Origin of the sequence: Neisseria arctica (genome assembly GCF_022870905.1) — a bacterium.
GTDB lineage: Bacteria > Pseudomonadota > Gammaproteobacteria > Burkholderiales > Neisseriaceae > Neisseria > Neisseria arctica.
In genome coordinates this window covers 1,007,493-1,031,128 of record NZ_CP091510.1, presented here as the reverse complement: position 1 = coordinate 1,031,128, position 23,636 = coordinate 1,007,493, and the positions used below count along the sequence as shown (strand labels likewise).

Here is a 23,636-nt window from a genome sequence, read left to right as displayed (position 1 = left end):
ATCACCTCTTGATATTGTCAAACAAGGACAATATTAATAGATATCTTTTAAAGACATGCAAGCCCAAACACTTTCGATTACACTATACGACAATATAACCGCAAACTTACTTTTTGGTACGATATATGCTTGCCCGCTTCTTATGTTTGCCTACTCTCTTATTGCCACTCCTTCTAGGAGCTTGCACTAAAGAACAAGAGCAGGCCAAACAATCTTTCAGCCATACCTTCCGCAGTAAATTTATTGCGGCATCTACCCAAGAATGTGTTGCAGCCGCACCTGCAGCATTACGAAATACCGAGCCAATCCAAAAAATCTGCGAATGTTCGGCAGAAAATGCCTATGAAAAATTAACTGCAACTGAAATTGCACAAGCCGTTACCGGCAGCATCAGTGAAGAAGCAAGAGCCAAATTAATCGAAGCCGCCAGCTCCTGCTTCAGCAGCGTATATCAAAAAAGCGGCGCACACCCAAATACCAATTCAAAATCATTTGAAACAGAGAGAAACCAATGATTACTTTAGCCGAATTCCTCCCACAACATTTACAAGCGAACAATTTGCCTAAAGAGCTAGGCTCTGTATTGCAGTCGGTCGTAACTGCCTGTATTGATATTAACAGCCAAGTACGGTTGGGCGCACTGGCCGGTGTGTTGGGCGAAGCCGGAAGCGGCAATGTCCAAGGCGAGAACCAAAAAAAACTAGACGTCATCGCCAACGATTTACTCATTCAGACACTAAAATCTGACAATAATGTAGCCGGTATTGCCAGTGAAGAAGAAGATACATTCGTTGCATGCAATGACTCAGGCGGCTATCTGGTACTGTTCGACCCGTTAGACGGTTCATCCAACATCGATGTCAACATTTCGGTCGGCACTATTTTTTCTATTTTGGCCAAACCCGAAGGCGAACTGAATACAGAATCTTTCCTACAAAAAGGCCGCGATCAAGTAGCCAGTGGCTATGTTCTATACGGCCCTCAAACACAATTGGTTTTCACCTTAAAACACGGTGTATTCGTTTTCACGCTAGATCAGAATAACGCCTTTATCAAAACACTGGAAAACCCTTCAATACCTGCACAAACCAAAGAATTCGCTATCAATATGTCTAACCAACGCCACTGGTTCCCCCCTATGCAACAATATATTGCAGAGCTGTTAGCCGGTGACACAGGGATACGTAGTAAAAACTACAATATGCGTTGGGTAGCTTCCATGGTGGCCGAAATCCACCGCATTTTGATGCGCGGCGGCGTATTCATGTACCCGCAAGACGCCCGTGATCCGCAAAAACCAGGTAAATTACGCTTGATGTACGAAGCGAATCCTTTAAGTCTGATTTTCGAGCAGGCAGGAGGCGCTTCCGGCAATGCCATCGAAAATATGCTGGATATCAAACCTCAGGGCTTACACCAACGCGTATCGGTTATCATGGGCAGCCGTGAAGAAGTAGAATACGTACACCGTTTGCACCAATCTACATAATCCTCAAATAATCAAATTATTAGCAATGAAAAGGCCGTCTGAAAAATTCAGACGGCCTTTTCATTGCTAAATAACATTTGGTTTTGGTTGTTAGCCATATCACTTTAAAATACATCAATAATCCTAAGGGCAAACCAACTCTCTTCTAAATTTTATTCCGGTAGGCATACCAATATGCTCCTGCCACAAAAATCGCTCCGCCAATGGCATTACCTACATACACCGCAAGCATATTGTAAGCAAACTGATCCCATCCAATACCCGCTCCTCCCCAAATCGCAGCAGGAATGACAAACATATTGGCCACAACGTGTTGAAAACCGACTAATACGAAAATCATCACCGGAAACCAAATTCCGAGAATTTTACCGGCAAATGATTTTGCACCGTAGCATAGCCATACGCCCATACCGACCAACCAATTACAACCGATACCCGAAACCAAGGCCCTACCGAAGCCGGCATCTACTTTACTTTGAGCCGCCGATAAAGTTTTATGCCAAACAGCCCCCTCCGTCAAACCAACATAATGCCCGAAAAACCATGCTACAAACATAGCACCCACCAAGTTTGCCACGCTCACCCACAACCAGTTCCGCAACAATTGCTCCATAGAAATACGACGAGATAGCCATGCGGCAGGTAAAACCATCATGTTGCCCGTAATCAGTTCCGCACCGCCAATCAAAATGCAAATCAAACCAATGGGGAAAACAGCGGCGCCTAAAAATGCGGCCAATCCATCCCACTCCGCCGGTATCACTCCCGTCACACGAATATAAGCCAAATAACCGATAGAAATAAATGCCCCGCCGAGAAAGCCTAAAACTGTCAATGTATCGATACACTCTGATGTTTTGGCAACACCTTTTTCCAGAGTTATCTTAAAAATTTCATGCGGAGAAAGATCAGACATATTTTGTTGAAAAAAGCTATTATGAAAACGGGATTGTAAAGCAAATTTCAGACGGCCTTCTGATTTAAAGCAAAAAACATTCCTGCAAATAAAAAACGCCGTATCCTAAAAATACGGCGTTTTTTGGGTTGATGATTCACCCTTCACATTTATTTAGCAGCTACTTCTTTTGCCAAATACAACCAGGTTTCAATCACGGTATCCGGATTCAGAGATACGGTATCAATTCCTTCCTCAACCAACCATTTGGCAAAGTCAGGATGATCCGAAGGACCTTGGCCACAAATACCCACATATTTATTGTGCTTGCGGCAAGCCGAAATAGCCAAGTGCAACATTACTTTAACAGCGGCATTACGCTCGTCGAATGTGCTTGCAATAGGACCACCGCTATCGCGGTCCAGGCCTAAGGTCAGCTGGGTCATATCGTTCGAACCGATAGAGAAGCCATCGAAATATTGCAAGAACTGCTCGGCAAGTAAAGCATTACTCGGCACTTCGCACATCATAATCAAGCGCAGACCGTTTTTGCCGCGCTCCAGGCCGTTCTCTTTCAATGCTTTAACAACCTGTTCGGCTTCGCTGAGCGTACGGACAAACGGAATCATGATTTCCACGTTGGTTAAGCCCATATCGTCGCGAACACGTTTCAATGCTTGGCATTCCAAAGCAAAGCAGTCTTTGAAGTCTTCCGACACATAACGAGCCGCACCGCGGAAGCCCAGCATCGGATTTTCTTCATGAGGTTCGTACAAATTACCGCCAATCAAACCGGCATATTCGTTTGATTTGAAATCAGACATACGTACGATAACTTTACGCGGGTATACGGAAGCGGCCAAAGTAGAAACACCTTCGGCAATCTTGTCAACGAAGAATGATACCGGTGAGGCGTAGCCTGCGATACGCTCGCTGATTTCCGCTTTCAAATCCTCGTCTTGTTTGTCAAACTCCAACAAAGCTTTCGGATGGATACCGATTTGGCGGTTGATAATGAATTCCATACGTGCCAAACCGATACCTTCACTAGGCAAACTTGCAAACGAGAATGCCAGCTCGGGATTACCCACGTTCATCATAATCTTAACGGGTGATTTGGGCATATTATCCAAAGCCACATCGTTTACTTCTACATTCAGTAAACCTTCGTAAATCAAACCCGTATCACCTTCGGCACAAGATACAGTAACTTCTTGGCCTTCAGACAATACCTCAGTTGCGTTACCGCAACCTACGACAGCCGGAATACCGAGCTCGCGGGCGATAATCGCAGCGTGACAGGTGCGGCCGCCGCGGTTTGTAACAATCGCAGCCGCACGCTTCATAACAGGTTCCCAATCCGGGTCAGTCATATCGGTAACCAACACGTCGCCGGGTTTTACGGTTTCCATCTCAGAAGCGTCTTTTACCAAACGTACTACGCCTTGGCCAACTTTTTGGCCGATTGCACGACCTTCGCACAATACGGTTGATTTTTGATCAATACGGTAGCGGCGTAAGCTGCGACCACCTGTTTCTTGCGACTTCACAGTCTCCGGACGCGCCTGCAAGATATACAGTTTACCGTCTACACCATCACGACCCCATTCAATATCCATCGGACGGCCGTAATGCTGCTCGATAATCACCGCATATTTTGCCAACTCGGTAATTTCTTCGTCCGAAATCGAGAACTGCTTACGCTCGTTCTCCGGCACATCAACCACTTGAACCGACTTACCGGCTTGAGCCTGGTCGGTAAAGGTCATTTTGATGAGTTTAGAACCGAGGGTTTTACGCAAAATAGCAGGTTTTCCAGCCTGCAAAGTCGGCTTGTGAACATAAAATTCATCAGGATTAACCGCACCTTGAACTACTGTTTCGCCCAAACCGTAAGAAGAGGTAACAAATACCACTTGGTCGAAGCCGCTTTCGGTATCGATGGAGAACATCACGCCGGCCGCGCCGCTGTCGGAACGAACCATGCGTTGAACGCCGGCGGACAATGCTACAACATCGTGTGCGAAACCTTTATGCACACGGTAAGAAATAGCGCGGTCGTTATACAAAGAGGCGAATACATGCTTCATCGCTTCTTTAACGTTTTCCAAACCATTGATATTCAAAAAAGTTTCCTGCTGGCCGGCAAACGAAGCATCCGGTAAGTCTTCAGCTGTTGCAGAAGAGCGGACGGCAACCGAAATCTGATCGGTGCCTGCTTCAGCCACCATTTTTTCCCAAGCGGTTTGAATATCGGCATCCAACTGTTCGGGGAAAGGTGTTTCCAAAATCCATTCACGGATTTGTTTGCCTACCCGCGCCAGCTCCGCCACGTCTTCAACATCCAACGTAGCCAGTGCTGCTGAAATACGTTCGTTCAAGCCGTTATGTGCCAAGAATGCGCGATATGCATCAGCCGTTGTAGCAAAGCCGCCCGGCACACGCACACCTTTTTCGGTAAGCTGACTGATCATTTCGCCCAGTGAGGCGTTTTTACCACCTACGCTTTCCACATCGGTCATGCGTAGATTTTCAAACCAGATAACGTAATTTGCAGACATTTTTCATCCAAGGTTATGTCAGTTAAAAAAGAAATGAATTATGCGCGGCTATTCTACCTAATTCCCTTGCCGACTGTCATGCTTTTTCTTTGCTGCGGAATCAGCCTTCGGGCTTTTAAAATTGCGGCTTTTCGCATTTGTAGTTAAATGAAACTCTACTACAATAACCGACTTTTCTATGTTAAACACCGTTAAATTAGGACTTTCGGAATAAATTAACAATTATCCCCGCATAACATGAAGTTTTATTTCTGCAATTTTATACCAAAAAAAATCAAAAAAGTTCAAAAATATGTGTATTTCCATTTTATTAAAAATCATTAGTAATAATGTGTAGTTTTCAGCTTAACCCTTTATTCCCTCCTTCGGGCTTGGTATGATATGTAATTGCACAATCGGCTATATATTAATTAAGTTATTATTTCCTAAAAGAATACAAGCCGGTTTTCATTTACAGCCGAACCGATATTAAAGCGAGAAACTCTATGGCACGCCGTCCTGCATTTTTTATTTCCGACCGTACAGGCCTTACTTCCGAAAGCATGGGAGAAGCCCTGCTTGATCAATTTGAAGGCATCAGTTTTAAACGGGCTACCTATCCTTTCGTCGATACTCCGGAAAAAGCACAGGCTTTAGTACATATTATTAATAATGCCGCAGAACAAAGTGGTCAACGTCCGTTGGTATTCACCAGCATCATCGATGAAAAAATCCGTGAAATAGTCAAAACCAGTGCGGGTATGCATTTAAGTTTTTTCGATGCATTTTTAAATAAAATCGAATGCGAGCTGGGCATTTCCGCACGCCACAAGGCCGGCCGAAACCACGGCATCGCAGATACCGAAAGATATGACGCACGAATGGAGGCGGTAAACTTCTCACTTAACCACGACGACGGCATTAGCGGCAAAGACTTAAAAGACGCCGATGTGATTTTGATGGGTGTTTCCCGTTCAGGCAAAACGCCAACCTGCCTCTATCTTGCGCTGCAATATGGCATCCGAGCCGCCAACTACCCTCTCACACCCGATGATTTGGAAAGCACCGATCTACCCCGCATGGTAAAAGCTTACAAAAACAAATTATTCGGCCTGACTATCCAGCCCGAACGCCTGCAAGCCATACGCCAAGAGCGCCGCCCCGATTCCAACTACAGCCAAATCAACACATGCCGCCGCGAAGTGTCTGATGCCCAAGCCATATTCCGGCGCCATAACATCCCCTTTACCAACACTACAGATAAATCGGTTGAGGAACTGGCAGTCAACATTATGCAGATGTGCAAACTAAAGCGGCGTTTTTAATCAACATCAATGTTTGATTAATATTCTTTTGCTTAAGCAATAATATTTCATATTATTTATATAGATGCCGTCTGAAACTTTTTCAGACGGTATTTTTTAACTTTCCAACTATTTTCTGATTCATTGCTCCGAACCGTCTCAAAAATTTATTCCCAAACAGCCTAGCAAAGCAATTTTTAAACCCGTTACTCTATATAAAAAAACCTCATTTCAATCACTACCATTCAAACGCCCCATAAATTACCAAGAACAAATTGCCTACTTTTTCACTACCCTACACATAAAAATAGTCCCTTTAAATAAAAAACCATTTCAAGGGACTATACATTTTAAGCGGTGCTTTCAGTAAGAAAACTATTTACCGGCTTTGATACTCTGCCATTGGCGTACCATAAATTTCAAACTTTCAGGCTCAATCGGCACCATGATAAAACTGTTTTCCATATCTTGATCCGTCGGAAAAATAGTATTGTCATCACGGTATTGGGTATCCATCAACTCCCGCGCCGGTACACTGGAAGGTGCATAGGTTACATACTCGGCATTTTTTGCCGCCACTTCAGGCACCAAAGCATGATTGATATAACGGTGTGCATTCAGTACATTTTGTGAATCTTTCGGAATCACAAAAGAATCAATCCAAATACCCACTCCCTCTTTGGGCATCATCACCCGGATGTTTTCTTTACCGCCAGCTTCCTGAGCTCTGCGTTTAGCAATATTCAAATCACCACCAAAGCCGATGGTAACGCAGGTATCACCGCGTGCCAAATCATCAATAAAGCCGGATGAAGTAAAGCGTTTGATATTGGGGCGATTTTTCTTCAGCAATTCAGTCGCGGCTTTAATGTCATCAATATTACTGCTATTGGGATTCTTACCCAAATAATTCAATACCATCGGATAAATTTCAGCGGCACTATCCAGATAACTAATACCGCATTTTTTCAATTTGGCCGTATATTCGGGATTAAATACCAAATCCCATTGGTTATCAGGCAGTTTGTCGGTACCCAAAACATTTTTCACACGGTTTACATTGATGGCAAACGTATTTGTTCCCCAAAAAAACGGCACGGCGTATTCATTGCCGGGATCCACTTCCTGCATCAGCTCAAGCAGCTTAGGATTGATATTTTTATAATTGGTAATTAAAGATTTATCGAGCTTTTGATATGCACCCGCTTTAATTTGGCGTCCGATAAAAGCATTGGAAGGTCCGGCGATATCGTAACCGGATTTTCCGGAAAGTACTTTAGCCTCGAGTGCTTCATCGCTGTCATACACATCGTAAGTAACTTTGACACCGTATTGCTTTTCAAATGCGCTTACGGTTTCTGGATCGACATAATCCGACCAGTTATAGATTTTCAAAGAAGTAGTTTCAGGAAGGGCGGTTGCAGCTTGCGTATTTTCAGCAGCTGAAGCAGCCGCACTCGGCGGTTTTTTTTCGTTCGACTTGTCTCCGCAAGCCGAAAGCACCAATACCACAAGGCCGAGTAATGATATTTTTTTAATCATTAAAGTTCCTTATGCAAAAGGTTAGTCGGAAATAACCAAGCCCACGGCTACACCATACCGCAGGCTTCGAATATTCCGCAAAAGTATAAAGCAACAGGCTTGTTTTGGGTAGGCGGCGGCCTAAATCTGCGGTAATATTAGCAAGATTTTATTTTCATTTTCAGACGGCCCCAAAGCAATATGCGCCGCTTCGAAAAACCTCTTACTTTCAAATAGAAAACATCATGAAAACCGCAGAACTACGCCAAAAATTCTTAAAATTCTTCGAAAGCAAAGGCCATCAGATTGTGGCCTCGTCCTCATTAGTACCGCACGATGATCCCACCCTACTGTTTACCAATGCGGGTATGAACCAATTCAAAGACGTATTTCTAGGCTTCGACAAACGCCCTTACAACCGCGCCACTACCGCACAAAAATGCGTACGCGCCGGCGGCAAACACAATGACCTCGAAAACGTCGGCTACACCGCGCGCCACCATACCTTTTTCGAAATGATGGGCAACTTCAGCTTCGGCGACTACTTCAAACGCGATGCCATCCATTTTGCTTGGGAATTTCTCACCTCGCCCGAATGGCTGAACATCCCTAAAGAAAAACTCTTGGCCACCGTTTACGCCGAAGATGATGAAGCCTACGACATCTGGCAAAACGAAATCGGCCTGCCGTCTGAAAAAATCATCCGTATCGGCGATAACAAAGGCGCCAAATACGCCTCCGACAACTTCTGGCAAATGGGCGACACCGGCCCCTGCGGCCCCTGCTCCGAAATCTTCTACGACCACGGCGACCATATTTGGGGCGGCCCGCCGGGAAGCCCGGAAGAAGACGGCGACCGCTTTATCGAAATCTGGAACTGCGTATTCATGCAGTTCAACCGTGATGAACAAGGCAATATGAACCCGCTGCCCAAACCTTCGGTCGATACCGGCATGGGCTTGGAGCGCATGGCCGCCGTGATGCAGCATGTGAACAGCAACTATGAAATCGACCTGTTCGAAAACCTGCTCAAAGCCGCCGCCCGCGAAACCGGCACACCCTTCAGCATGGAACAGCCCAGCCTGAAAGTAATTGCCGACCACATCCGCGCCTGCTCCTTCCTGATTGCCGACGGCGTGTTGCCGAGCAACGAAGGCCGCGGCTACGTATTGCGCCGCATCATCCGCCGTGCCGTACGCCACGGCTACAAACTCGGCCAAAAACAAGCCTTCTTCCACAAACTCGTGGGCGACTTGGTTGCCGAAATGGGCAGCGCTTATCCCGAACTGAAAGAAAAGCAAGCGCAGATTACCGAAGCCTTGAAAAACGAAGAAACCCGCTTCGCGCAAACGCTGGAAACCGGCATGGCCTTGTTGGAAGAAGCCCTGGCAAACGGCGGCAAACAGCTTGACGGCGAAGTAATCTTCAAACTCTACGACACCTACGGTTTCCCCTACGACCTCACGGCCGACATCTGCCGCGAACGCAGTATCGACATGGATGAAGCAGGCTTTGAACGCGAAATGGCAGCCCAACGCGCCCGCGCCCGCGCAGCCCAAAGCTTCAAAGCCGATGCGCAACTGGCTTACGAAGGCCGCGATACCGAATTCCGCGGTTACAGCGAACGCCAAACCGAAGCCACCGTATTGGCACTCTATAAAGATGGTGAAGCCGTTAACGAACTAGCCGAGGGCGAAAGCGGCGCCGTCGTGATCGACACTACGCCTTTCTATGCAGAATCGGGCGGCCAAATCGGCGACGTCGGCTATATCTTTGCCGGCGAAAACCGCTTTGAAGTGCGCGATACGCAAAAAATCAAAGCCGCCGTATTCGGCCAATTCGGCGTGTTGGTTTCAGGCCGTCTGAAAGTCGGCGACACCGTTACCGCCAAAATCGACAACGATATCCGCAATGCCAATATGCGTAACCACAGCGCAACCCACTTGATGCACAAAGCATTGCGCGATGTATTGGGCAGCCATGTCGAACAAAAAGGTTCGCTGGTTACCGCCGAACTTACCCGCTTCGATATTTCCCACCCGCAAGCAGTCAGCGCCGAAGAAATCGCCGAAGTGGAACGCCGCGTCAATGCCGCCATCTTGGCCAACGTACCCGTTGAAGCCGCCGTGATGAGCATGGACGATGCCAAAGCCGCCGGTGCCATGATGCTGTTCGGCGAAAAATACGGCGAAGAAGTGCGCGTATTAAAAATGGGTGATTTCTCTACCGAATTGTGCGGCGGCACCCACGTTGCCCGCACCGGCGACATCGGCCTGTTTAAAATCATCAGCGAAGGCGGTATCGCCGCAGGCGTCCGCCGTTTGGAAGCCATCACGGGTCTGAACGCGCTGCAATGGGCGCAAAACCAAGAACGCCTGATTAAAGACATCATCGGCGAAGTGAAAGCGCAAACCGAAAAAGACGTTTTGAACAAAATCCAAGCCCAGGCCGCACAAGCCAAAGTGGTGGAAAAAGAACTGGCCAAAGCCAAAGGCGAACTGGCCGTACACGCCGCCGCCAAACTGCTCGACAACGCCAAAGACTTGGGCACCGCCCGCTTGGTAGTCGCTCAAATCGACGCCGAAGCTGCCGCTCTGCGGGATATCGTTACCGACCTGACCGGAAAATCCGACCAAGCCGTTGTGCTGCTGGCAGCGGTAAACGACGGCAAAGTATCACTGTGTTCAGGCGTATCCAAACCCTTAACCACCCAAGTCAAAGCCGGAGATTTGGTGAAATTTGTTGCCGAACAAATCGGCGGCAAAGGCGGCGGTCGTCCCGACTTGGCACAAGCCGGCGGCACGGAAGTCGGCAAGCTGACTGAAGCATTAGATGGAGTGGAGGGATGGGTAAGCAGTAAACTTGCTTAATCCTGCTATTTATCAATAAAAGGCCGTCTGAAACTTATTTTCAGACGGCCTTATGCCTACCCTAATCCTATTTTATCAATCAAAGCAATCCCTTACCCCTTCCCTAATCACTATAAAAAACATAACCGAATCCCGAAAATTTTAGGTATAGTAGGTGGTATACCCGATTGAAATATAACAAGGGCATTTTAGCCCGTAAAACAAAAACAACTTCACTTCTTATTTGTATTTTCGCTTCGCAGGCCTCTCGTCAATTCAATTATTATCAAGGGATGTGCTAATGGAACGCTTCGATTTCGACTATCCGCCTTACGATATGCTCAGTCATTCCGAGCAAAAAATCCTGCAAGAATCGCTGAATATCGCATTTTTTAATGACGATGAAGTCATCATCAGCCCGCAGCAAAATATTGATCATCTGTATGTCGTGATTAAAGGCATGATTAAGGAAACAGGGCCGGATGGCGAGGTGCTGGCTATCTACCGCCCACGGGATACTTTTGAAGCGCGGGCTTTGGTTGAAGGAGCGAGTTCTCATCAGTTTGCCGTAGAAGAACAGGCGCTTGTTTACACCATTCCCAAAGCTACCGTGATGCAGCTGATGGAATCCAATCCTCGCTTCGGTGCTTATTTCTATGCCAGCGTTGCGGAAAAACTGTCCAGCCTTTCGGTAAACAGCAAACAGCACGAGTTTGAAAGCCTGTTTACGGCAAAAGTGCGCGATGCCTACCGCCACAATACGGTATGGTTAGATGGATCAGCCAGTATTTTAGATGCCGCAAAGGTGATGAAAGAGCGTAAAAGCAAATCGGTATTGGTGAAGCATGAAAGCCAAGTCGGCTTATTTACCGAGTCGGCATTTCGAGATATTACGATTGCCGGCGCGTCTGCTGAAGAAGCCGTCAGCAAATGGTCTACTTTCAACCTGATTGCTATTGATATTGAAGATTTTGTTTTCAACGCCCTGCTGCGTATGACCCAATTCCAAATCCAGCGGGTGATTGTGTTGGAAGACGGTGAGCCTGTCGGCGCCTTGGAGCAAATTGACGTGCTGGCCTACTTCTCCAACCACACCCACCTTGTCGCCCAGCGTTTGGAACGTGCGGAAACGATAGACGAGCTGGTCGACATCGCCTCCCAAATGACGCAGTCCATACAAATCTTACGCAACAACGGCGTGCGCGCGCCGCAATTGGCACAGCTGATGCAGGTATTGAATTCAAGCCTGTTTGAAAAAGTATGGCGGCTGTTAGCTCCGCCCGAACTTTATGAAAATTCATGTTTGATTGTAATGGGTTCGGAAGGACGAGGCGAACAGATTCTCAAAACCGACCAAGACAACGCCCTTATCCTCACCGAGCAAGCCGATTTGGTCTTGGCGGAAAAAACCGCCGCCGAATTTTCCGCCACGCTGGAGCGTTTGGGCTACCCGCCCTGCAACGGCAAAATCATGGTCAACAACCCGTTATGGCGCAAAACCCTGTCCGAGTTTAAGAAAATGCTTACCCGCTGGTGCCTTTCGCCCAGCCCCGAATCCATGATGAATCTGGCTATTTTTATTGATGCGAAAGCCGTTGCCGGATCAGAAAATATGTTAGCCGAATTGAAGCAGCATCTTCAGAAAACCCTCAGCAACGATGCCGGCATGCTGATGGCTTTTGCCCGTGCCATTGAGCTTTTCGACACCCACAGCAAAGGATTCTTTACCCAGCTTCTCGGTCGCGGCAAACATGACAAAATGGATATCAAAAAAATGGGAACTTTCCCCGTTGTTCACGGCCTCCGGGCCTTAGCTTTAGAAGCGCGGGTAGAGGAAACCAACTCTTTCGAACGCATCGCCAAACTCGTACAGCTGAAAGTATTGGATGAGCAATTGGGCAAAGATACTGCCGAAGCACTCGGTTATCTGATGGACTTGCGCCTGAAATCCGGCTTGAGCGCATTAAGCGAGCATGGTCTGATCGAGCCGAACCAAGTCGACACCGAACAGCTCTCCACCCTTGAGCGTGATTTGCTTAAAGACGCCTTGCAAGTAGTCAAACGCTTCAAAGCCATGGTCAGCCATCATTTCCATTTGGGGGTGCACTGATGTTTGAAAACTTTTTCAAGCAGCGCGAGCGTAAAAAACTGCGCGATTCCCGCTACGATTTTCTTTATGAAGAGCATCCTACCGAATTGGTCAGCTTTGATTGCGAAACCACCAGCCTGAATGTGAAAGAGGGTGAAATTATTTCCATCGGCGCAGTCAAAATACGCGGCAACGAAATCTTAACCAGCGAATCTTTTTACGTATTGGTCAAGCCCGAAGGCATTATGGAGGCAGCCAACGTTACCATACACGGTTTACGGCCTAAAGATCTTTCAGACGGCATGCCGATAGAAGAAGCCCTGCACCGCTTTTTAAACTTTATCGGCGGGAGGCCTTTGGTCGGCTATTATTTGGAATACGATATCGCCATGGTTAACAAATTTTTAAAACCCATGCTCGGCATCAAGCTGCCCAACCGTCAGGTAGAGGTTTCCAGTATTTTCTACCAGCAAGAAATGAATAAAACCATACATAATGCCTATATCGACCTACGCATGGCTACCATGGTAGAAAAACTCGGCATCCCCGACCTGCCCCGCCACGATGCTTTAAACGACTCGATTAATGTTGCCATGATGTATCTGGCCCTTATGAACCGTGAAAAAAGACGCAAACGTTCCCAAACATAATTTTTCAATGCCGCCTGAAAACACAGGGTCTTGAAATAACAAGCACATTACTCCATTTTGAACTCAGCCCGAAAGCAAACCGGCTTACCGCTGCTTATCGTGGTTTCGTTGATGCCGATAAGGCTCTGTTTTATTCAGAAAGGATGCCGTATGAAACAAAACCCTTCGCCCGAAGAGTTTATCCCCAAATTCCGCCGTAAAAAGCTCGATGAACCCGGCTTCCTGCGCAAGCTGGCACGCTTTGCCGGCCGCTTGGGTGCACCGGCTATCAAACAGCTTTACGCCTTATATTTTCTGTTTAAAGAGCCAAGCACACCTAAGCGCGCCAAGATGATTATTTTGGGCGCACTGGTTTATTTCTTCAGCCCTATCGACAGCATTCCCGATTTACTGGGTCCGCTCGGCTTCACCGACGATATTGCCGTCATCGCATTGGTTTATTCCCAAATGAAGGCCTATCTCACAGAAGAAATCAGTGATAAAGCACGCGCTGCAACCGAAGAGCTTTTGCGTAAATAAATTTTGCTTTTGCATTCAATCAAAGCAGCTGTTTTATTTTCAACTGCTTTTTTATTGAAAATAAAATACGCATGATTGATTTTACAAAAAATGCCGTCTGAAAATTTCAGACGGCATTTTTAATAGAAGTATTCCATATCATTCGATTTTATCCGGCCAATTTGTTTTATCGACCACAGGATAAGCCGGATTCAGCTTTTTCAAATGCTCAAGCAAAATATTAACGATAACCACGTTGCGCGCTGATTTGGAATCGGCCGGTACCACATACCACGGTGCATGATCTTTATCGGTAGCGGCGATTACGTTTTGGTAAGTCTGCATAAAATCATCCCAATATTTCCTGTCTTCCAAATCACCGGGATTGAATTTCCAATTTTTATCAGGCTCATCTAAGCGGGCCTGCAAACGTTCACGTTGTTCTTCTTTCGAAATATGCAAGAAGATTTTAATCACCGTAGTGCCTGTTTCAGCCAACATACGTTCGAAATCATTAATATGGTGGATACGGCGTTCAAATTCGGCTTCGTCTATCCAACCGCGCACTTTCGTAACCAAAACGTCTTCATAATGGCTGCGGTTAAAAATTACGATTTCACCGTTTTTCGGCACTACCTGATGTACGCGCCACAAATAATCCCGCGCCTTTTCTTCTTCGCTCGGTGCCTTAAAAGCCTGCACACGCATACCCAAAGGATCGGCACTTCTGAAAACAGCACGAATCGTACCGTCTTTACCCGAAGTATCCATACCTTGCAAAACCACTAAAAAACGGTGCTTCGATTCCGCATACAGAATATCCTGCAAGCTATTGAGCTCTTGACCCAGCTGTTCGGTTTCCGCACGGCGGTCAGCCTTTTTTTGCGGCACATCGGATTTATCATCAGGCCTACGTTGTTTGAAATCCAGCTTTTTACCGCCGGCACGATATTTATGAATAGGAAAAGACATCGGATATTCCCCTCTCATTAGTGGTTAGGTGTTTTTACTAAGAGATTTTGACCATCGGAACGGTGCAAACGTGCAAAGATCCAAGCAGAAGCAAACGTTACCATACCAATATACACAAAAGTATATCTGAATGCATTATGCAGATTTTCTTCTCCGATGGTACTTTTACTAAAAACCTGCAATACCAAGGCTCCCAATGCGATACCCAAACTAACCGCCAACTGCTGGTTGACCGCCATCAAGCTGTTGCCGCTACCCGTTTGATAGGGGCGCAAATCAGAAATAGTAAGGGTATTCATTGCCGAAAACTGTAACGAATTGCTACTGCCGATTAAAAACAGCAAAACCGCCCACAGCCACAAAGGAGCATCTCCCTCGGGCAGGGCCAAACACATAATAAGCACGCCAAGCAACCGGGTATTAAACACCAAAACCCGCCGATAACCGAATCTATCCATCACAGGTTTAATCAAAGGCTTCATCAACAAAGCAGCCATAGCAAGCGGCGCAACCAGCCAACCCGACAAACTCGCACTCAAGCCGAGTACGACTTGAAAAAGCAGCGGCAATAGAAACGGTACCGCACTGATACCCAAACGACTGAATAAATTTCCGGCCAAACCCAATCTGTAAGTACGCACCATGAACAAATTGCGGGCATACAAAGGTGCTTTGCTATGGGCACTATGCCGACAATACAGCCAAGCGGACGCTACTCCCGCTAAAGCCAACAATAAAGAAAACGACCAAGCCCGCGAATGGGTCGCCAACTCAACGCCCAAGCTGAACGAACATGCGGCAATAGCAAACAATAAAAAGCCCGGCAAATCAAAACGGCTCAGCTTACCTCTGACATCAGGCATAATTTTTAATGCAATCACAATACCTAATGCACCAATCGGCAGATTAATCAGAAAAATCCAATGCCAACCGGCATATTCCACTAAATAACCACCCACCAAAGGCCCCAATACAGGGCCGAGCAAAGCCGGCATAACGGCATAATTAATCGCATTGAGCAATTGCGACTTCTCATATACCCTCAATAAAGTCAGCCGCGGAATAGGCACCAGCATCGAACCGCCTATCCCCTGCACCACCCTTGCCGCTACCAAAGCGGAAACATTGGTTGAGGCGGCACACATAGTCGAACCGAGCATAAAAACCGCTACCGACACAATAAACACTTTGCGCGTACCGAAACGGTCGGCCAAATAGCCGCTCAAAGGCATCAGCAAAGCCAAAGTTAGCGCATAGGCGATCACTGCCGACTGCATATTTAAAGGCGACGCATTCAGATCAACCGCCATTTTAGGCAAGGCCGTGTTTAAAATCGTGGCATCCAGCAACTGCATAAAAATCGCAACCGCCAGCAGCAAAGGCAGCCACTTCGAAGGCAAACGGGCATTCATAGCTGTTCGAAATCAATAATATGTGTTCATTGTACGCCTTTCGCTGCTTGTCTTGCAGTTAAATTGAAGGCCGTCTGAAAAATCAGTATGTGATTTATATTTTTCGATAAAATTTTCTTTTAAGAAAATTAAATAGCAGAAAATTTTAAAAGATTAAAAATTTCCAATAGAAAATAAATCTAATTTCTAACTTTTTAAAAAGTATTCACCATTTTTCAATTTTTTAATTGACTATTGAAAATTAAACATAGCTAATGTTATTAATTTCCTTAATCATGAATTTTTTAGCTACAGATCCAATATACAATATCACTAAATTTTATATATTCGATATTAGAATCATAAAAATATAGACAATTCAGAAAAAATCTAAGATAACTATCCGCTATAAAAATCATAAAGCAGTCATAACCAGTAATCATTTAGCAAAACCGAATATCCCAATAACATTCTTCCTAACGCTAATAAAGCATACAATTCACAAGCAACATTATTTACAATAGGCCGTCTGAAAACAATCTTGCCAACTGATTTAAAACAAGGAGCATACTATGCTGCCCCGTTTCTCCCTTATCCACCCTGCAATGCTGCTACTCGCTCTGGCAGGCTGCGCCAATATTACGGAAAAACCGGTCAACAATATCCAGCAAACCGTCAATCAGGAAAAATTTCAGGTCAAGAAAAATCCCAATCCTAAAGAGGCTTATGAATTTACCGTTACCCTGAAAGATGCTCCCGATAATCTCGAAGCAGTTTCCGCCTATGCACATTACATTATTCCCGACTGCCGATATGACACCAATAAACTGATGGGAGCACGGGCTAATTTTCAAGCAACGATTTCAGTTCCGTTTGAGAAAGTCAGCTCAAACGTCTACAAAGGCACGGTATATTTCGATGCCTTACTGGATGAAGATTATTTAAACCAAGGAAAACCCTGCCATTGGCAGTGGCGCTTATTAGGAATGAATTTTGAACCGAATCCGAACATCAGTATGGTTCGCTATTCCGGGCGTGTAACAAGCAGTGATAAGGTTTCAAACGGCCTATACCGCCAAGAAGGTTATATTACACTTTGGAAATATAACCAACTCGTAGGAAAACCTATGGATAAAAAATTTACTTTACATGTATCTCCCAAAGAGCAGTTCGGCAAAGAGCAGCAACAGCATTTAGCAACCATCAGCTATGAAGTAAGGAAAAAATAATAGCCAGCAATCCTTTAACAAAACCGAATATTCCAATAACATTCTTCCTAACGTTAATAAACCATACAATTCACAAACAACATTATTTACAATAGGCCGTCTGAAAACAATCTTGCCAACCGATTTAAAACAAGGAGCATGCCATGTTGCCCCGTTTCTCCCTTATCCACCCCGCAGTGCTGCTGCTCGCTCTGGCAGGCTGTACCAACGTTACAGGAAAACCGACCAACGATATCCTGCAAACCGTCAATCAGGAAAAATTTCAAGTCAAGAAAAACCCTAATCCCAAAGAGGCTTATGAATTTACCGTTACCCTGAAAGATGCTCCCGATAATCTCGAAGCAGTTTCCGCCTATGCACATTACATTATTCCCGACTGCCGATATAACACCAATAAACTAATGGGGGCACGGGCTAATTTTCAAGCAACGATTTCAGTTCCGTTTGAGAAAGTCAGCTCAAACGTCTACAAAGGCACGGTATATTTCGATGCCCTACTGGATGAAGATTATTTAAACCAAGGAAAACCCTGTCATTGGCAGTGGGGATTATTGGGTATGGATTTTGAACCGAATCCGAACATCAGTATGGTTCGCTATTCCGGACGTGTAACAGACAGTGATAAGGTTTCAAACGGCCTATACCGCCAAGAAGGTTATATTACACTTTGGAAATATAACCAACTCGTAGGAAAACCTATGGATAAAAAATTTACTTTACATGTATCTCCCAAAGAGCAGTTCGGCAAAGAGCAGCAACAGCATTTAGCAACCATCAGCTATGAAGTCAGGAAAAAATAATAGCCTGCAATCCTTTAACAAAACCGAATATCCCAATAACATTCTTCCTAACGTTAATAAACCATACAATTCACAAACAACATTATTTACAATAGGCCGTCTGAAAACAATCTTGTCAACCGATTTAAAACAAGGAGCATACTATGCTGCCCCGCTTCTCCCTTATCCACCCTGCAATGCTGCTACTCGCTCTGGCAGGCTGCGCCAATATTACGGAAAAACCGGTCAACAATATCCAGCAAACCGTCAATCAGGAAAAATTTCAGGTCAAGAAAAATCCCAATCCCAAAGAGGCTTATGAATTTACCGTTACCCTGAAAGATGCTCCCGATAATCTCGAAGCAGTTTCCGCCTATGCACATTACATTATTCCCGACTGCCGATATGACACCAATAAACTGATGGGAGCACGGGCTAATTTTCAAGCAACGATTTCTGTTCCGTTTGAAAAAATCAATTCAAACGTCTACAAAGGCACGGTATATTTCGATGCCTTACTGGATGAAGATTATTTAAACCAAGGAAAACCCTGCCATTGGCAGTGGCGCTTATTCGGAATGGATTTTGAACCGAATCCGAATATCAGTATGGTTCGCTATTCCGGGCGTGTAACAAGCAGTGATAAGGTTTCAGACAATCTATATCGCCAAGATGGTTATTACACGCTTTGGAGATTCAACCAACCAAGAAGCAACAGTAACAGTATTAAGAAGTTTACAGTACAACTTTCTTCCAAAGAAGAATTTGGGGAAGAACAAAAAAAACAATTAGCTGTTATCCGCTATGAAGTAAGGAAAAAATAATAGCCAACAATCCTTTAACAAAACCGAATATCCCAATAACATTCTTCCTAACGTTAATAAACCATACAATTCACAAACAACATTATTTACAATAGGCCGTCTGAAAACAATCTTGCCAACCGATTTAAAACAAGGAGCATGCCATGTTGCCCCGTTTCTCCCTTATCCACCCCGCAGTGCTGCTGCTCGCTTTAGCAGGCTGTACCAACGTTACAGGAAAACCGATGAACGATATCCAGCAAACCGTCAATCAGGAAAAATTTCAGGTTAAAAAAAACCCCAATCCTAAAGAGGCTTATGAATTTACCGTTACGCTGAAAGACGCGCCCGACAATCTCGAAGCAGTTTCCGCCTATGCACATTATTTCATTCCTAACTGCCGATATGACACCAATAAACTAATGGGAGCACGGGCTAATTTTCAAGCAACGATTTCTGTTCCGTTTGAAAAAGTCAATTCAAACGTCTACAAAGGCACGGTATATTTCGATGCCTTACTGGATGAAGATTATTTAAACCAAGAAAAACCCTGTCATTGGCAGTGGGGATTATTGGGTATGGATTTTGAACCGAATCCGAACATCAGTATGGTTCGCTATTCCGGACGTGTAACAGACAGGGATAAGGTTTCAGACAATCTATATCGCCAAGATGGTTATTACACGCTTTGGAGATTCAACCAACCAAGAGGCAACAGTAACAGTATTAAGAAGTTTACAGTACAACTTTCTTCCAAAGAAAAATTTGGGGAAGAACAAAAAAAACAATTAGCTATTATCCGCTATGAAGTCAGGAAAAAATGAAGTCAGGAAAAAATAATGACTGAGCAAACATTTAATAAAGCCGAATACTTAAATGCCATTTTAGCCGAGGACAGCTATTCCGATCATAAACACCGTATCAATGTGAAAGATGGGAAGCAGATTGTCAGGGTTATTTATCCCGACGGGGAAGTAGAAGAGTTTAGACGTTATTGAAGATTTCCCTAATGAACACAGCTCTATCAGAGGCGACGGCTTCAATGGTTCGATTTACCAAAGCCAAACTACCAAAGCATTTCACGGTACCATCCGCGGAACGGAAGGGCTGCTGGTTGATGGACTGTGGACAGACGGTGCGATGGTGTTGACCCGTACCAACCCTCAATTCGACGAGGCACGCGAATTTGGCTATCGTCTATTTGAATATGCTAAAACAGAAAGTAATATCAGCGGTATTTCCCCTAACGTCTACTTGGCAGGCCACTCCCTTGGCGGCGCTGAAGTTCAATACCTGAAGCACTATTTCGGCGATGCCATCGACCATGCCTATACCTACAACGGCTACGGCTCGGCCGGTTTGGGCTACCGCATTCCCGCCGACACAGAAGCACGTGGCATTACCAACCTCTGTATGGCCACTGATGTGGTGTGCGCCGCCTCTCCGCATTACGGTGCGGTAAAAAAATATGCTACTGCTGAAGAAATCGAAGCATTGGAACATAAAGGCGGCTATGCCAACCATGACCGGCGGCTGCCTTTTACACTGCCTCTTTCCATGTCAAGATTGGACCCGTTTGACTCTAGAAGTCCGGTACCGGTGTTGGGTACAGCCTTGGGTAAACACGGTATTGCCAATTTTACCGAACCCGGTATAGGCGTGCTAACCCGTCCGCAAGAATATCTGCAACGGAATGAAGAATACCGTGCAATGGTCAATAAATTTGACCGGGATATCCATGATAACCGTGTTTATATTACTTACGGTTCACATTACATAGGTGCTTAGTAATGCCTCCCGTAAAGCAGTAGAAGTTATTGCCGGAGATGTTGAAGCAGGCGCGCGCGCTAAAGCAGATGGGTTTTATTACCAATCTACCGAACAAAGCCTTCGCCAATCCGCTGAGCAAGAGCGTAAAGATTCTCTTGTGAAAGCACCTGCTGCATCTGCCGACAACGCACCTGCACAGGAGAAGCCGTCTTTATCCGATAAAATCAATATGCTGAAATCTGCCGCAGCTTCCGACAGCATCACTTTCACCCAAACTATTAATACCCTCGGGGATAATCAAGCAGGAAAAGAGATGATGCAGAGAGCCGACGAAGCCATCAAATACAAACAGCAAATTCAGCTCCAGCAAGATGCACAGCGGCAAGAAATGAACCATGGCATGTCAATTTCAAGATAATTTTTAAAAGATGGGAAAATGAACGAAAACAGATTAAGTCAGCTGATTAATGAAACTGCTGAGCTGATGCGGCTTTTTCAAGATCAATGCCAAACTATAGGCAACCAGACAAATGACAAAATCTCGCATCATTTAGAACAGGCACGAAGCGAGATAGTTCAATCGGTTCGAACCGATGTAAAAAATAGTTTGGAACGAAGTATCAGTGATTATGAGCAGACCCTCAACAATGCACGCGACAGTATTATTCATCATACAAAGGAATTCAACACTTATCTGGAGGCCACTTCCGCAAAAAACCGCCGGTTGGCCCAATTAAGTTGGATCATTACGGCAAGCAGTTTGGGATTGCTGCTGGTATGCGGCATTGCTTTATCGTTATACTATAAATCAATTATTCAGGATCTCAAACCCGAAGCTGAGATGGTAAAATTGATTAACGAATCCGATATAACCCGTTGCGGGGAATATTTGTGTGTCAAAACAGATAAAAGCAAATACGGAAACTACTTGATTGTCAAAAAGCGCGCGCCTTGAAAAGTAGCTTAATCATAAAAAGCATAGATTTCTTTCACCTTTTAATAAACTATAATTTTATTTGATCTGCTTATATAAAATCAGCAGGGGAAAGCTTTCTCTTTCCCCTATCTTCAAGTTGTGATTTGAATAAATTAAATCAGCCAACATATTAAACATCAGCTTAAACATCAGCGCTTCTCTCTAATTCAAAATTCCAAATCAATTCAAAATCCTAAACCAGCATAAAGAATATGCCAAATAAAATACGGCACATTCAGATCAACCGCCATCTTTGGCAAGGCCGTGTTTAAAATCGTGGCATCCAGCAACTGCATAAAAATCGCAACCGCCAGCAGCAAAGGCAGCCACTTCGAAGGCAAACGGGCATTCATAGCTGTTCGAAATCAATAATATGTGTTCATTGTACGCCTTTCGCCGCTTGTCTTGCAGTTAAATTGAAGGCCGTCTGAAAAATCAGTATGTGATTTATATTTTTCGATAAAATTTTCTTTTAAGAAAATTAAATAGCGTATAAAATAAATTTACATTTTTTAAAACATGCATCAGAGGAGAAGCTATGCACAGTAAAAAAGTATCCAACCGGGTATTGCTCGCCAGCTTGGTCGGCAGCTCAATCGAATGGTTCGACTATTTCCTTTATGGCACGGTAGCGGCATTGGTATTCAACCAATTGTTTTTCCCTGCCGAAGACCCTGCTGTCGGCACGATGTTGGCATTTGCTTCATTTGCCTTGTCGTTTTTCATCCGCCCGTTCGGCGGCATTATCTTCAGTCATATTGGCGATAAAATCGGCCGTAAGAAAACGCTGGTACTCACCCTGTCTCTAATGGGTGGTGCGACTGTACTGATGGGGCTTCTGCCTACTTACCAAGCTATCGGTATTGCTGCGCCGATTTTGATGGTTACGCTGCGTTTGGTGCAAGGCTTGGGCATTGGCGGTGAATGGGGTGGTGCTATGTTGTTGGCGGTCGAATACGCACCCGATAATAAACGTGGCTTTTTCGGCAGCGTACCGCAAATGGGGGTTACCATCGGTATGCTGTTGGCTACCTTGGCGCTTACCGTGATGAGTATGCTGCCCGACGAAGCATTTTTGTCATGGGGCTGGCGCGTGCCGTTTGTGTTGAGCTCAGTATTGGTATTTGTCGGCCTGTTGATTCGCAAAGGCATTGATGAAACGCCTTCCTTCAAGAAAAACCAAGAGAGTGGCAATGTCGTAGCCGTGCCTTTGTTTGAAACACTCAAACATCACAAACGTGAAGTATTGATTGCCGTGGGTGCGAAATTCGTTGAAACCGCTCCCTTTTATATCATGTCTACCTTCATTGTTTACTATGCGACAACAGAGCTGGACTTCAGCCGTACTCAGGTGCTTAATGCTGTTACCATTGCCACCATCATCACGACTATCCTGATTCCGATGATGGGTGCGCTTTCCGATAAAATCGGCCGTAAAACCGTGTATATCGGTGGTGTTCTGCTGATGATGTTGTACGCCTTCCCTTATTTTTGGTTGCTGCAAAGCCAATCGTTTTTCATGCTGGTATTGGCAACTGTGATCGGATTGGGCATTATCTGGGCCCCTACTACCGCAGTATTGGGTACGATGTTTTCTGAAATTTTCAAAAGCAATGTACGATATACCGGTATTACGCTGGGTTATCAAATCGGTGCGGCCTTGGCAGGTGGTACAGCACCGTTGGTTGCAACATTCTTGCTTAAAGAGTTTGACCATTCTTACGTGCCGATTGCCTGTTATATCATCTTTACCGGCGTGGTATCGTTGTTGGCCATTGCTGCGGTAAGTGAAGCGGCAGGTAAAAAACTGGATCATTAACTATCTGTCGAACCGGTAAACAAAGGCCATCTGAAAGTTTCAGACGGCCTTTACTCTATAAT

The 23,636-nt window shown here is 45.2% G+C and carries 22 protein-coding genes; 16 read left to right on the top strand and 6 right to left on the bottom strand.

Going from position 1 to position 23,636, the window contains the following annotated elements:
- Positions 1–125 precede the first annotated feature (125 nt).
- A complete protein-coding gene (locus tag LVJ86_RS04670) occupies positions 126–515 on the top strand; it encodes a hypothetical protein (RefSeq protein WP_047761634.1) in 390 nt (129 codons plus the stop codon).
- Positions 512–1,489: a class 1 fructose-bisphosphatase gene (locus LVJ86_RS04665; protein ID WP_047761633.1), complete on the top strand. Its 978-nt coding sequence runs from the start codon at positions 512–514 to the stop codon at positions 1,487–1,489. The genes LVJ86_RS04670 and LVJ86_RS04665 overlap by 4 nt, the downstream gene beginning before the upstream one ends.
- A 145-nt stretch (positions 1,490–1,634) precedes the next feature.
- Here LVJ86_RS04665 and LVJ86_RS04660 read toward each other — a convergent pair whose 3' ends face one another.
- Positions 1,635–2,405 carry a formate/nitrite transporter family protein gene (locus LVJ86_RS04660; protein ID WP_047761632.1) on the bottom strand — a complete coding sequence of 257 codons (771 nt, stop codon included), beginning with the start codon at positions 2,403–2,405 and terminating at the stop codon, positions 1,635–1,637.
- A 149-nt stretch (positions 2,406–2,554) separates the two neighbouring features.
- Positions 2,555–4,945, bottom strand: coding sequence for a phosphoenolpyruvate synthase (ppsA, locus tag LVJ86_RS04655; RefSeq protein WP_047761631.1), 2,391 nt, complete (start codon positions 4,943–4,945; stop codon positions 2,555–2,557).
- A gap of 485 nt (positions 4,946–5,430) precedes the next feature.
- Between ppsA and ppsR the strand changes: the two genes are divergently transcribed.
- Positions 5,431–6,249: a posphoenolpyruvate synthetase regulatory kinase/phosphorylase PpsR gene (gene ppsR / locus LVJ86_RS04650; protein WP_047761630.1), complete on the top strand. Its 819-nt coding sequence runs from the start codon at positions 5,431–5,433 to the stop codon at positions 6,247–6,249.
- Between the two features lie 354 nt (positions 6,250–6,603).
- Here the strand turns inward: ppsR and LVJ86_RS04645 are convergent, their stop codons facing one another.
- Complete coding sequence (locus tag LVJ86_RS04645) at positions 6,604–7,770, bottom strand: polyamine ABC transporter substrate-binding protein (RefSeq protein ID WP_047761629.1); 1,167 nt, start codon at positions 7,768–7,770, stop codon at positions 6,604–6,606.
- 224 nt (positions 7,771–7,994) lie between these two features.
- Between LVJ86_RS04645 and alaS the strand changes: the two genes are divergently transcribed.
- The 4 genes from alaS to LVJ86_RS04625 all read left to right on the top strand — a co-directional run bounded on the left by alaS (position 7,995) and on the right by LVJ86_RS04625 (position 13,856).
- Entirely contained in the window at positions 7,995–10,619 is a 2,625-nt protein-coding gene (gene alaS / locus LVJ86_RS04640) for an alanine--tRNA ligase (protein ID WP_047761628.1), read from the top strand.
- Between the two features lie 280 nt (positions 10,620–10,899).
- Positions 10,900–12,708, top strand: coding sequence for a DUF294 nucleotidyltransferase-like domain-containing protein (locus LVJ86_RS04635; protein WP_047761627.1), 1,809 nt, complete (start codon positions 10,900–10,902; stop codon positions 12,706–12,708).
- Positions 12,708–13,337 (top strand): 3'-5' exonuclease, encoded by a 630-nt coding sequence (locus tag LVJ86_RS04630; RefSeq protein WP_047761626.1) that lies wholly within the window; start codon positions 12,708–12,710, stop codon positions 13,335–13,337. Before LVJ86_RS04635 ends, LVJ86_RS04630 begins: the two co-directional genes overlap by 1 nt.
- Before the next feature lie 150 nt (positions 13,338–13,487).
- Complete coding sequence (locus tag LVJ86_RS04625; protein WP_047761625.1) at positions 13,488–13,856, top strand: YkvA family protein; 369 nt, start codon at positions 13,488–13,490, stop codon at positions 13,854–13,856.
- A 138-nt stretch (positions 13,857–13,994) separates the two neighbouring features.
- Here the strand turns inward: LVJ86_RS04625 and LVJ86_RS04620 are convergent, their stop codons facing one another.
- Positions 13,995–14,807 (bottom strand): PPK2 family polyphosphate kinase, encoded by an 813-nt coding sequence (locus LVJ86_RS04620; RefSeq protein ID WP_047761624.1) that lies wholly within the window; start codon positions 14,805–14,807, stop codon positions 13,995–13,997.
- Between the two features lie 17 nt (positions 14,808–14,824).
- Positions 14,825–16,219: a DHA2 family efflux MFS transporter permease subunit gene (locus tag LVJ86_RS04615; protein ID WP_047761623.1), complete on the bottom strand. Its 1,395-nt coding sequence runs from the start codon at positions 16,217–16,219 to the stop codon at positions 14,825–14,827.
- 551 nt (positions 16,220–16,770) lie between these two features.
- Here LVJ86_RS04615 and LVJ86_RS04610 point away from each other — a divergent pair.
- The 8 genes from LVJ86_RS04610 to LVJ86_RS04575 all read left to right on the top strand — a co-directional run bounded on the left by LVJ86_RS04610 (position 16,771) and on the right by LVJ86_RS04575 (position 21,734).
- Positions 16,771–17,427 carry a hypothetical protein gene (locus tag LVJ86_RS04610; protein ID WP_244702618.1) on the top strand — a complete coding sequence of 219 codons (657 nt, stop codon included), beginning with the start codon at positions 16,771–16,773 and terminating at the stop codon, positions 17,425–17,427.
- A 143-nt stretch (positions 17,428–17,570) separates the two neighbouring features.
- Positions 17,571–18,227: a hypothetical protein gene (locus LVJ86_RS04605; RefSeq protein WP_244702617.1), complete on the top strand. Its 657-nt coding sequence runs from the start codon at positions 17,571–17,573 to the stop codon at positions 18,225–18,227.
- Positions 18,228–18,370: 143 nt separating this feature from the next.
- Positions 18,371–19,030: a hypothetical protein gene (locus tag LVJ86_RS04600; RefSeq protein ID WP_244702616.1), complete on the top strand. Its 660-nt coding sequence runs from the start codon at positions 18,371–18,373 to the stop codon at positions 19,028–19,030.
- Positions 19,031–19,173: 143 nt separating this feature from the next.
- A complete protein-coding gene (locus tag LVJ86_RS04595) occupies positions 19,174–19,833 on the top strand; it encodes a hypothetical protein (protein WP_047760454.1) in 660 nt (219 codons plus the stop codon).
- A 15-nt stretch (positions 19,834–19,848) separates the two neighbouring features.
- Positions 19,849–20,007 (top strand): hypothetical protein, encoded by a 159-nt coding sequence (locus LVJ86_RS04590; RefSeq protein ID WP_161796044.1) that lies wholly within the window; start codon positions 19,849–19,851, stop codon positions 20,005–20,007.
- Positions 20,008–20,149: 142 nt separating this feature from the next.
- Positions 20,150–20,797 carry a hypothetical protein gene (locus LVJ86_RS04585; RefSeq protein WP_053008299.1) on the top strand — a complete coding sequence of 216 codons (648 nt, stop codon included), beginning with the start codon at positions 20,150–20,152 and terminating at the stop codon, positions 20,795–20,797.
- A complete protein-coding gene (locus LVJ86_RS04580; RefSeq protein ID WP_047760455.1) occupies positions 20,790–21,197 on the top strand; it encodes a hypothetical protein in 408 nt (135 codons plus the stop codon). Before LVJ86_RS04585 ends, LVJ86_RS04580 begins: the two co-directional genes overlap by 8 nt.
- A gap of 18 nt (positions 21,198–21,215) precedes the next feature.
- Entirely contained in the window at positions 21,216–21,734 is a 519-nt protein-coding gene (locus LVJ86_RS04575) for a hypothetical protein (protein ID WP_047760456.1), read from the top strand.
- Positions 21,735–21,940: 206 nt separating this feature from the next.
- On the opposite strand, the gene LVJ86_RS04570 is transcribed toward LVJ86_RS04575, so the two are convergent.
- On the bottom strand, positions 21,941–22,108 hold the full coding sequence (locus LVJ86_RS04570; protein WP_162488656.1) for a hypothetical protein: 168 nt from the start codon (positions 22,106–22,108) through the stop codon (positions 21,941–21,943).
- A 185-nt stretch (positions 22,109–22,293) separates the two neighbouring features.
- Here LVJ86_RS04570 and LVJ86_RS04565 point away from each other — a divergent pair, with 185 nt between their 5' ends.
- Positions 22,294–23,574 (top strand): MFS transporter, encoded by a 1,281-nt coding sequence (locus tag LVJ86_RS04565; RefSeq protein ID WP_047760457.1) that lies wholly within the window; start codon positions 22,294–22,296, stop codon positions 23,572–23,574.
- The last annotated feature ends 62 nt before the right edge of the window (positions 23,575–23,636 follow it).

Bases quoted from the DNA above. Each gene is read 5' to 3' on its own strand.
- ppsR (WP_047761630.1), top strand. From the start codon at position 5,431: ATGGCACGCCGTCCTGCATTTTTTATTTCCGACCGTACAGGCCTTACT.
- LVJ86_RS04665 (WP_047761633.1), top strand. From the start codon at position 512: ATGATTACTTTAGCCGAATTCCTCCCACAACATTTACAAGCGAACAAT.
- LVJ86_RS04660 (WP_047761632.1), bottom strand. From the start codon at position 2,405: ATGTCTGATCTTTCTCCGCATGAAATTTTTAAGATAACTCTGGAAAAA.
- LVJ86_RS04620 (WP_047761624.1), bottom strand. From the start codon at position 14,807: ATGTCTTTTCCTATTCATAAATATCGTGCCGGCGGTAAAAAGCTGGAT.
- LVJ86_RS04610 (WP_244702618.1), top strand. From the start codon at position 16,771: ATGCTGCCCCGTTTCTCCCTTATCCACCCTGCAATGCTGCTACTCGCT.
- LVJ86_RS04595 (WP_047760454.1), top strand. From the start codon at position 19,174: ATGTTGCCCCGTTTCTCCCTTATCCACCCCGCAGTGCTGCTGCTCGCT.
- LVJ86_RS04605 (WP_244702617.1), top strand. From the start codon at position 17,571: ATGTTGCCCCGTTTCTCCCTTATCCACCCCGCAGTGCTGCTGCTCGCT.
- LVJ86_RS04635 (WP_047761627.1), top strand. From the start codon at position 10,900: ATGGAACGCTTCGATTTCGACTATCCGCCTTACGATATGCTCAGTCAT.
- LVJ86_RS04585 (WP_053008299.1), top strand. From the start codon at position 20,150: ATGGTGTTGACCCGTACCAACCCTCAATTCGACGAGGCACGCGAATTT.
- LVJ86_RS04625 (WP_047761625.1), top strand. From the start codon at position 13,488: ATGAAACAAAACCCTTCGCCCGAAGAGTTTATCCCCAAATTCCGCCGT.
- LVJ86_RS04600 (WP_244702616.1), top strand. From the start codon at position 18,371: ATGCTGCCCCGCTTCTCCCTTATCCACCCTGCAATGCTGCTACTCGCT.
- LVJ86_RS04590 (WP_161796044.1), top strand. From the start codon at position 19,849: ATGACTGAGCAAACATTTAATAAAGCCGAATACTTAAATGCCATTTTA.
- LVJ86_RS04565 (WP_047760457.1), top strand. From the start codon at position 22,294: ATGCACAGTAAAAAAGTATCCAACCGGGTATTGCTCGCCAGCTTGGTC.
- alaS (WP_047761628.1), top strand. From the start codon at position 7,995: ATGAAAACCGCAGAACTACGCCAAAAATTCTTAAAATTCTTCGAAAGC.
- LVJ86_RS04615 (WP_047761623.1), bottom strand. From the start codon at position 16,219: ATGAATGCCCGTTTGCCTTCGAAGTGGCTGCCTTTGCTGCTGGCGGTT.
- LVJ86_RS04570 (WP_162488656.1), bottom strand. From the start codon at position 22,108: ATGAATGCCCGTTTGCCTTCGAAGTGGCTGCCTTTGCTGCTGGCGGTT.
- ppsA (WP_047761631.1), bottom strand. From the start codon at position 4,945: ATGTCTGCAAATTACGTTATCTGGTTTGAAAATCTACGCATGACCGAT.
- LVJ86_RS04630 (WP_047761626.1), top strand. From the start codon at position 12,708: ATGTTTGAAAACTTTTTCAAGCAGCGCGAGCGTAAAAAACTGCGCGAT.
- LVJ86_RS04645 (WP_047761629.1), bottom strand. From the start codon at position 7,770: ATGATTAAAAAAATATCATTACTCGGCCTTGTGGTATTGGTGCTTTCG.
- LVJ86_RS04670 (WP_047761634.1), top strand. From the start codon at position 126: ATGCTTGCCCGCTTCTTATGTTTGCCTACTCTCTTATTGCCACTCCTT.
- LVJ86_RS04575 (WP_047760456.1), top strand. From the start codon at position 21,216: ATGAACGAAAACAGATTAAGTCAGCTGATTAATGAAACTGCTGAGCTG.